The 7,852-nt window shown below is 60.6% G+C and carries 9 protein-coding genes; 6 read left to right on the top strand and 3 right to left on the bottom strand.

Annotated features, from left to right (window positions below):
- Window positions 1-105 precede the first annotated feature (105 nt).
- Together EKE94_RS18405 and EKE94_RS18400 are read left to right on the top strand one after the other, a co-directional pair.
- The gene (locus tag EKE94_RS18405) at window positions 106-393 is read left to right on the top strand and encodes a hypothetical protein (RefSeq protein WP_127908096.1); all 288 of its coding nucleotides are present in this window, start codon (window positions 106-108) and stop codon (window positions 391-393) included.
- Window positions 394-663: 270 nt separating this feature from the next.
- Complete coding sequence (locus EKE94_RS18400; RefSeq protein ID WP_235856107.1) at window positions 664-1,641, top strand: alcohol dehydrogenase catalytic domain-containing protein; 978 nt, start codon at window positions 664-666, stop codon at window positions 1,639-1,641.
- Window positions 1,642-1,948: 307 nt separating this feature from the next.
- Here the strand turns inward: EKE94_RS18400 and EKE94_RS18395 are convergent, their stop codons facing one another.
- A complete protein-coding gene (locus tag EKE94_RS18395) occupies window positions 1,949-2,989 on the bottom strand; it encodes an alpha/beta hydrolase (RefSeq protein ID WP_127908095.1) in 1,041 nt (346 codons plus the stop codon).
- Window positions 2,990-3,292: 303 nt separating this feature from the next.
- Between EKE94_RS18395 and EKE94_RS18390 the strand changes: the two genes are divergently transcribed.
- Together EKE94_RS18390 and EKE94_RS18385 are read left to right on the top strand one after the other, a co-directional pair.
- Window positions 3,293-4,318, top strand: coding sequence for a helix-turn-helix transcriptional regulator (locus EKE94_RS18390; RefSeq protein WP_206615125.1), 1,026 nt, complete (start codon window positions 3,293-3,295; stop codon window positions 4,316-4,318).
- The gene (locus tag EKE94_RS18385; RefSeq protein WP_328590516.1) at window positions 4,212-5,024 is read left to right on the top strand and encodes a DUF4336 domain-containing protein; all 813 of its coding nucleotides are present in this window, start codon (window positions 4,212-4,214) and stop codon (window positions 5,022-5,024) included. Before EKE94_RS18390 ends, EKE94_RS18385 begins: the two co-directional genes overlap by 107 nt.
- A 330-nt stretch (window positions 5,025-5,354) precedes the next feature.
- Here EKE94_RS18385 and EKE94_RS18380 read toward each other — a convergent pair whose 3' ends face one another.
- Window positions 5,355-5,702: a winged helix-turn-helix transcriptional regulator gene (locus tag EKE94_RS18380; RefSeq protein ID WP_235856106.1), complete on the bottom strand. Its 348-nt coding sequence runs from the start codon at window positions 5,700-5,702 to the stop codon at window positions 5,355-5,357.
- Between the two features lie 78 nt (window positions 5,703-5,780).
- Here EKE94_RS18380 and EKE94_RS18375 point away from each other — a divergent pair, with 78 nt between their 5' ends.
- Together EKE94_RS18375 and EKE94_RS18370 are read left to right on the top strand one after the other, a co-directional pair.
- Window positions 5,781-6,587, top strand: a complete 807-nt coding sequence (locus EKE94_RS18375) for an SDR family NAD(P)-dependent oxidoreductase (protein ID WP_127908092.1) — start codon at window positions 5,781-5,783, stop codon at window positions 6,585-6,587.
- A gap of 45 nt (window positions 6,588-6,632) precedes the next feature.
- Window positions 6,633-7,016: a VOC family protein gene (locus EKE94_RS18370; protein WP_127908091.1), complete on the top strand. Its 384-nt coding sequence runs from the start codon at window positions 6,633-6,635 to the stop codon at window positions 7,014-7,016.
- A gap of 255 nt (window positions 7,017-7,271) precedes the next feature.
- Here the strand turns inward: EKE94_RS18370 and EKE94_RS18365 are convergent, their stop codons facing one another.
- On the bottom strand, window positions 7,272-7,721 hold the full coding sequence (locus EKE94_RS18365) for a hypothetical protein (RefSeq protein WP_127908090.1): 450 nt from the start codon (window positions 7,719-7,721) through the stop codon (window positions 7,272-7,274).
- Window positions 7,722-7,852: the final 131 nt, after the last annotated feature.

Raw genomic sequence — 7,852 nt, 5'->3', positions numbered from 1 at the left:
AAATCAATGGGGCCAGAGCCTAGGCGACGATCCGAGGTTTGCAATTGTTGGAAAGCTATTGGTCCGCTTCTGGGATGCTTATCTAAAGAGAAATGCTGTCGTAGAATGTCACGAGACGCGTGCCCCATAGCGTATTCGACGTTCACCTGGGATATCGGCGATCGAGAAAGGTTTGGTGATAAGATAATGTCCCGTGTGGTGCGCAAGATAGTAGGCATCGTCTTGATCGCGTTGACGGTTTTCGCGATCCCTCTCAGCTTCATCGCCGGCAATCCTGCCGCCCTCGGAGTCGGCTTCGGCGGTTTGCTCTTCGGCGTTCTTTTGGTTGGTCTCGCTCAGATCATCGCCTTGCTTGAGGAAATTTCAGAGAACACACGGCACCGAGGCGGATGATTTAGAAGGGTCGGAAGCGGACACAACGCCTTGTATCGGGAACGACCGCTTCGTCCGCGATGCGGACATTGGGGCCCAGGACTATGGTGCGCGTTGCCATGAAGGTCCGGTATGAGGAAGCCGCGCGGCGGCGTGGGTGATCCCGACGAACGGCAGCAAAGGGCCGTGAGCGACGGCCGCTGCTGCCGGCCTGGTGCACGCCCCGCTGCGTTGCCGCATGACTGCTTTGAGCCCTTTTGCCGGAAGTCATGTGATAGGCTAGGGCAAGACATGCCTCAGACAGATCCCCAGCAGCTCATGCGAAGCTCACTCATCTACAGGACCTTCGGTTCGCCGCAGTCGTCCCTTGAAATGCTCGTTCGTGAACTTCCGCCACGCGACCCCGGTTCATTTCGCGTGAAAGTTTCACATGTGCCGGTCAACCCATCCGATCTCATACCGATCACAGGAGCCTATGCGCATCGGATATCGCTGCCGGGCGTGGCGGGATACGAAGGCGTCGGGCGTGTGGTCGAAGCTCCGGACGGTCTATCTCAAATGGTCGGTCGGCGCGTCCTGCCCCTGCGGGGCGAAGGCACGTGGCAGACCTATGTCGATTGCCCTGCCCATCATGCAGTGGAGGTGCCCGACACGGTCCCAGACCTGGTTGCGGCGCGGGCATATATCAATCCTCTGGCCGCCGCCACGATGCTTCGGCTCTGGCCCGTCCGTGACAAGGTGGTCCTGCTTAATGGTGCGGGATCGAGCTGTTCGGAACATTTGGGACGCTGGGCCATCCGCCATGGAGCCAAGCGCGTCATGGGGATCTATCGTTCAGAGTGCCGAAAGAATCGGTTGCACCGGGTAGGTATCGAACCGATCGCAGCATCCGATCTAGACGCCATTTCGAACGCCTCCGTCTCGGCCGACGTCGCCTTCGATGCCCTTGGTGGCGACATCGCAAGATGCGTGCTGGAACGGATGCGCAGGGAGACGGATTTTGTCGCCTACGGTCTTTTGACGGGCAAGCCGGTCAGGATCGGAGCAGAGATCAGAGCGCGATACCACCGGTTTCACATGCGCGATCACTTCTCGGTCCTCGCGGGCCAAGGCATGAACGCTGCATTCGCCCAGATCTGGCCGCTGCTGGCAGATGCCCCGCCGCCACCTCCAAGGGTTTTCCCGGCCCAAGAGTGGCGGGAGGCCCTATCGGAAGTCGAAAAGCCAGGTGGTCAGAAACCACTACTCGATCTGTCCAGCCTCACCTGAGGTACGGTAGCTTCGTCCCGCACAGCCGTCATCGGGAGGTGAAAATGCTGCGGGGTGCGCGAACGTCTGATTCGGTGAAGCCGCGCTGCAGCGATGGACCGACCGGCGAACGGCAGCTCAGGGCCGTCTCTGACGGGCAGCCAAACCCACCTCGGCGGCCAGCTCGATTTACCGCCGCATGACCGGTTCGAGCCCATTCAGTTGATCGCTGCGCGAAGACCCGAGGTCTGCAGTGGGTGGGCAGCAGATTGGGTTTGGCGGAATTACGCGCGAAAACTGCCATCCTGATACAGCTGCTTCGGGCGACCTAGGATCGCCCGTAACAGGCACGCAGGAAGCTGAACCACGCTGGGACCCCGCCGGTCAGGTGCGTTTCTAATGGAATGATCTCGCTGGACACCTGCAATCCGGGCAAAGGTTGGAGAGAGGTCTGCGCGAGCAGCTCGCCCGTCCCCCGCGCCGTGAGCCATTGATAGACGCCCGGATCGGCCGCTTCGCGCGCTCCGATCGTGACATGGAGTTGCCGGCCCGAGAAATCCCGCCCGGAAGCGAAAGCATCATCGTACAATTTGAAGATCTGGCTCTCCCCCATGATCCCCGGGCTGCCGGCGCAGACACGCTTGAACAGATCAGACCCCTCGAGCATGACGTAGGATGTAAAGAGGCCCCCGTAGGAGAAACCCCAGATGCCGATATCACTTTCGTCGATGCGATAGTTTGCCGTGAGAAGCGGATGAAGTTCCTGCTCCAGGAAACCGAGGAACTTGTCCGCTGCCGGGTTGGCGAGGAGTGTGCGATAGCGCTGGGCGTCGTCCTCAGAAACAAGGCCGACTGCGACATTGCCGTCCAGTGTTTGATGAAACAGGTCCGGAACCACTTCTCCGGGCGGGACCAAGTCGCGCACGCGGAGCCAATCCCAAGCGTGGCTCTCCTCTCGCGAATAGCCGATGGAGACCATGATGAAGGGACGTAGCGGCGACATGACGTCGAACTGTCCCGGCATGTGAAACGGCGCCGTGGCCGCGAAGTATAGGTTTCCATCGATCTGATAGACGACCGGATAACGTTGCGTTTCGTCGGCTTCATACTGCATGGGAACGGTGACGGAAGCCGAATAGCGGGCGCCGGCAATCTCTGAATCGACTTCGAAGTATCGGGTCAGCGGAAAAAGCTCGGCGAAGGAAGGCGCGGCCTCAACAAGCCCCCTCGTGCCGCCTGTTCCGAAACTGCCGGCGCTGACCGGTTCACTATCGGTAGCGGCAGTGGGCCGGACCGATGCCGCAGCCGCTGCTGCCAGTACGCTTCCGCCCAGCGACAAGGCGGCCCCGCGATCGATGATCTTGATCATGATGACCCTTCCATATTCAAATAACGCGGTACAGCGAACAAGATGCCGAACCGACAGGCCGGCGACCGTGCTCGACAGACGTGTCGCTCCCACTGCCGAGAGCAGGGGAGGTCATGCACACTTGATAGGCGATCCCGAGGACCTCAGCTGTCTTCTGCCGCCGGAGTGCTTTCGAGCGCCGCCAGGAAAGCCAGCATCGGCAGTGTTGACGATCGGGGTGAGCCTCCCTCACTCTTGGGTATGACACCGTCATCTACTGAAAAGAATCGACCCAAAGGAGGTCCAACGCGGCGTTTCCCCCCTGTGGCGTACAGCGACGCACAAGTGTCTGTTCCATATGGTGTGGATAGCTACGCGGCAGACATGGCGGAATACTGCCGGCAAATGGGCGATGCCGTTCTGCCGGTGAGCAATAGTCATTATCGCGCGGAAGTGAGGAACGCCCCTGAAGCAGGCCGATACGAAGTTTGCCGTCTCGGCGATGGGTTCTTCATTCGGTTTGCCGAGATGACTTATCCCGAGCCTCGATCCGCTCATTTTCGTTCTCCCGACAGCTTGCACATCTACCTGGCAAGCAGCGGAGACGGCGAATACTTGCCGAACGGCGGCACCCCGCTAAGCTTCGAGGCACCGAGCGCGGTTCTGATCATTGAACCGGCTGGTGCACCACCGGCAGAAGTCACTCTGGTGGGGTCTATGCGGTATATCTACATCGTCATGCACTTCGATGCGCTTAGAGCGCTTTATGCGGACAAGGTTCATGACTTGCCCGCCCTGCTGCAGGATGTCCTTGAAGGCGGCGCGCACTCTACAAACGGTTGGGCGCTGCCTCTGAGCGCGGAACTGCTACGATGTCTGGGGGATGTCCAAACCTGTCCGCTTGAGGGGCATCGGCGTTGTCTGTTTCTGAAGTCGAAAACGATCGAAATCTTCTGCCATGCTCTTGAGGCCTTCGACAAAAGCGATTGCCTGCAATCGACCCGGTTCACCAAGTCCATGGCGAGAGGAGTGTTGAAGGCGCGGCGCTTTCTGGAGCAGAATTTCATATCCCCGCCTTCGCTGGAAGAACTGGCAGCTGAAGCAGGAGTGAGCCGCAGCACGCTGTGCACAGGCTTTCGTCAGATCTTGGGCCAGTCAGTCTACGACTATATTCGCGATCTGCGCATGCAACGGGCACTTTTGCTGCTCACCGAACGCGATGATCCGCTCATCCAGATCGCCTATGCTGTCGGCTACATTCGCCCCTCTAGCTTCTCAGCTGCGGTGCAGCGCCACTTCGGCGCGACCCCGAGTGAGCTGCGGCAGAGAAGCAGATCGTCCTCGGCCTAAGGGGTCGAAGTCTTCCAACATGCTGCAACCGTTAGGCCCCGACCTCTGGCTCTGCGACGGTCCTTCCGTGACGGGAGCCGGGGGCTTCCAATTTCCTACGCGCATGGTCGTGGTGCGGCTACCGGTCGAGGGTGGGTTATGGGTCTGGTCGCCTGTGGCCTTGACGCAAGACGTGCGCGCCGCCGTCGATGCGCTCGGTTCCGTCCGACATCTGGTCGCTCCCAACAGCCTTCATCACACCTGCCTGGCCGAATGGGCCAGGTCTTACCCGCAGGCGCGGGTCCATGCTGCTCCCGGTCTGACCGAGACTGCGTCAGGAACCGCGATCCATGCCCGGCTGGACGATATGACTGATACTGAGTGGAGCGGCGCGCTCGATCAGGTAGTCGTGCTCGGCAACCGGATCACCACGGAGGTCGTGTTCTTCCATAGGGCTTCTGCTACCGCGATTGTGACGGATTGGGTGCAGCACATCCCACGGGGCGGGTGGCGCGCGGTGGTCGCCCGGCTGGACCTTATGAGCGCGCGCGAGCCATCGGTACCGCGCAAATTCCGCCTCGCGACAACGGACCGGATCGCGACACGGCAGACCGTGCAGCGCATCCTTGCATGGGATGCGAAGCGATTAGTCTTCGCGCATGGTCCTGCGCTTCCGGCAGGTAGGGCCGAAACTCTTCGACAAGCGTTCGCGTGGCTCGTGCGATAAAGTAGCTATCAACGAAAACGGACCTTCGCGCGTAGAGCAGCAGATGCCCGCTTCGTCCGAACTGCGGACATTGAAGGGTTGGACAATGCTGCCCGAAGTACGAATGGCCGGTTTAGGGAAGCTGAGCTGCAGCGTTGGCCAATCTGGCGAATGACGGCCGTGGGCCGGCAGCGACGGCCGCTGCTGCCTGCCAGGTGTCCGGCCCAACCGCGGCGCCGCGTGTCCTGGTCGATCTCGATGCGGACATCGTCAGGTGCCCCCACGCAAAGCAGTGCTGTTCCATGTAGATCCCGAAAAACTTCGATCTTCGCGAGCGATCCCTGGGCGCGATCAAGCCAATTGATCGTAATCCTCCGAGAACTGGCGCGCACTAAGCAGTACCGGCATCAGTCCTTCACCGCGGTCAGTCAGGCGGTACTCCACCCGAGGGGGCTTTTCACCGAAATCCGTCCTCCGGATCAGCCCGTCAGCCTCAAGCTCGCGTAGATGTTGGGTCAGCATCTTCTGCGAAATGTCGGGGATGTCACGCAGAAGCAGGGAGCTGCGCTGCATCCCGTCGGCATAAAGTCGGAACAGGATAGGCAGTTTCCATCGCCCGCTGATCATCTTCAGGCACCGGGTGACCTGAGCCACCGCGCCGTCCGGTCCGAGGCATGCACTCCGGTTGAGCTCAGCCACAGGCACCTTTTTGTGCGTTCTTGCGGGGTCCATATTGTCGCTCCTACATCACGGCTTCACCATAAAAGGAGCCCGACCATGAATCTACATCTCGACGGCAAGATCGCCCTGGTGACCGGAAGCAGCAAGGGCATCGGCGCAGGAATTGCACGCGGGCTGGCGCGCGAAGGCGCGGTGGTGATGGTTCACGGGCGCGACCGGGACCACGCCGCTGCCGTGGCAAGGCAAATCGGGCAGGAAGGCGGGATGGCGCATGTGGTGACAGGGGACCTGACAGACGAAACGGCGATCGATGCGTTATTGGCCGAGGTTCGCACTGTCGGAGATGTCGACATCCTCGTCAACAACGCGGGCGGCTCGGGTGGCAACTCGGACTGGAGCACGACAGAAGCTGGAGCGTGGGCATCGACCTATGATGCCAACGTGCTGGCGGCCATGCGCATGGCGAAGGCGGTCGCGCCGCGGATGCGCCATGCCGGGTGGGGACGGATCATCAACATCTCCAGCCTCGCCGCACTGATGCCCCCCGCAGGCAACCCCGACTATTCGGCCGCCAAGGCCGCGATGCTGGCAATGTCCGCCTCCATGGCCAAGGCTGTTGCGGCCGAGGGGGTGACGGTGAACACGGTTTCGCCGGGCACGATCCGCAGCGAGAAGCTCGAACGCAAGTTCCGCGAGGTCGCGCTGCAAAGGGGTGTCGCGCCGGATGCGCAGTGGGAGGAAGTGGAAGCAGAAGTCCTTCCACTTTTCGCGAGCGTCCCGATCGGGCGGGTTGGTACGTTGGGAGAGATCGCGGATGCCGTTGCCTTCCTAGCCAGTCCACGAGCCTCTTATATCACCGGCTCGAACCTTCGCCTTGACGGGGGAATGCTTCCAACCCTCTGACGCCCGCCTGCAGGCAACCAAACCATTCAATGAAAGGTCGCACGAATGAGCATCTTCGATCATGTCAGCCTCAGAACGACCCGTCTGGAAGAGACACAGCGGTTCTACGAAGCCGCCCTTGCGCCCTTGGGAATAGACACGAAGTTCTATGTCGAGCGCGCCGAGGGTGGTGTTGCGGGCTTCGGGCGCCACGGAGTCGATCTCTTCATTGGCGCAGTGCGGGGACCAGAGCCCACGCCGGTTCACATGGCTTTCTGCGCCGGGAATCGCGAAGAGGTGGATGCCTTTCACGCCGCCGCCCTGGCCGCTGGTGGAATGGACAATGGCGCACCGGGCGTGCGCCCGAAGTATCATGAAGCCTACTATGCCGCCTTCGTCATCGACCCCTCCGGAAACAACGTCGAAGCGGTGTTCCAGGGCCCTGCATGAGTGTGAGTGCCCTCGGCAGTCGGAAGCAAAACCCAGAAGTGATGGTCCGCTTCGTCCGCACTGCGGACATTGATCGGTTGGACAATGCTGCCCGAATTACGAATGGTCGGTTTAGGGAAGCTGAGCTGCAGCGGTGACCAGTCTGGCGAATGACGGCTCTGGGCCGGGAGCGACGGCACCCCAGGCGCGATCAGGCACCTCGCTTGCGGCGCAGGGAAGGTCGAGGACGAGCCCTCTTTTCCCACCACTGGACTTTCATTCATCCGCCGTCGGATCGGATCTTTGGACACCCAAATCGGCGGGGGTAGCCATATCGTCAGGATCTTGATCAATAGTCACCCGGTCGCGCGGGTGCGATACACCAGCAATAGCGAAAATGAGAATGTCTAGCACCTTGCGCCACACGCTCCGGTTTTCGAGCGGTGCTGATTTTTTCGTTTCCGGCGCTTCTGAGCAGGCATCAGGACCGTTTGTTGCCTCGGTCTGGGTCGCCTGCAACAGTGCCCGAGCGTTGCTCGCATCGCCCACAGGCACAAGTATCGGAACTGGGCCGAAAGCGAAGCTGTTCTGCGGGATCGTCTGATGAAGCGCCAAACCAGGCGTGAGAACCACATAGCCAGCTCCCTCCAGAAGGGCGACCATAAGGCTTACCTCAATTGGGTCAAAAGCAGAAGCAACGCGTTCGAAACCCTTGATGCTGGTCATGCGCCCTCTATTGCCGAATACGGCCGATCTATTCAGATGCACACCTAGCACCGTATCACCGAAACGGCGATGACGGATCAGCAAAGCTTACTGTATGTGCCCTGTTTGCTAGGCTCTGGCCCCATTGATTT

It is taken from the genome of Mesobaculum littorinae (genome assembly GCF_004011175.1).
Classification (GTDB): domain Bacteria; phylum Pseudomonadota; class Alphaproteobacteria; order Rhodobacterales; family Rhodobacteraceae; genus Tranquillimonas; species Tranquillimonas littorinae.
This window is presented reverse-complemented; position numbering and strand designations above follow the sequence as displayed.

What these genes read in the sequence shown, in the direction of transcription:
- EKE94_RS18400 (WP_235856107.1), top strand. Translation starts at nt 664, where the DNA reads ATGCCTCAGACAGATCCCCAGCAGCTCATGCGAAGCTCACTCATCTAC.
- EKE94_RS18405 (WP_127908096.1), top strand. Translation starts at nt 106, where the DNA reads ATGTCACGAGACGCGTGCCCCATAGCGTATTCGACGTTCACCTGGGAT.
- EKE94_RS18395 (WP_127908095.1), bottom strand. Translation starts at nt 2,989, where the DNA reads ATGATCAAGATCATCGATCGCGGGGCCGCCTTGTCGCTGGGCGGAAGC.
- EKE94_RS18385 (WP_328590516.1), top strand. Translation starts at nt 4,212, where the DNA reads ATGCTGTCGGCTACATTCGCCCCTCTAGCTTCTCAGCTGCGGTGCAGC.
- EKE94_RS18365 (WP_127908090.1), bottom strand. Translation starts at nt 7,721, where the DNA reads ATGACCAGCATCAAGGGTTTCGAACGCGTTGCTTCTGCTTTTGACCCA.
- EKE94_RS18370 (WP_127908091.1), top strand. Translation starts at nt 6,633, where the DNA reads ATGAGCATCTTCGATCATGTCAGCCTCAGAACGACCCGTCTGGAAGAG.
- EKE94_RS18375 (WP_127908092.1), top strand. Translation starts at nt 5,781, where the DNA reads ATGAATCTACATCTCGACGGCAAGATCGCCCTGGTGACCGGAAGCAGC.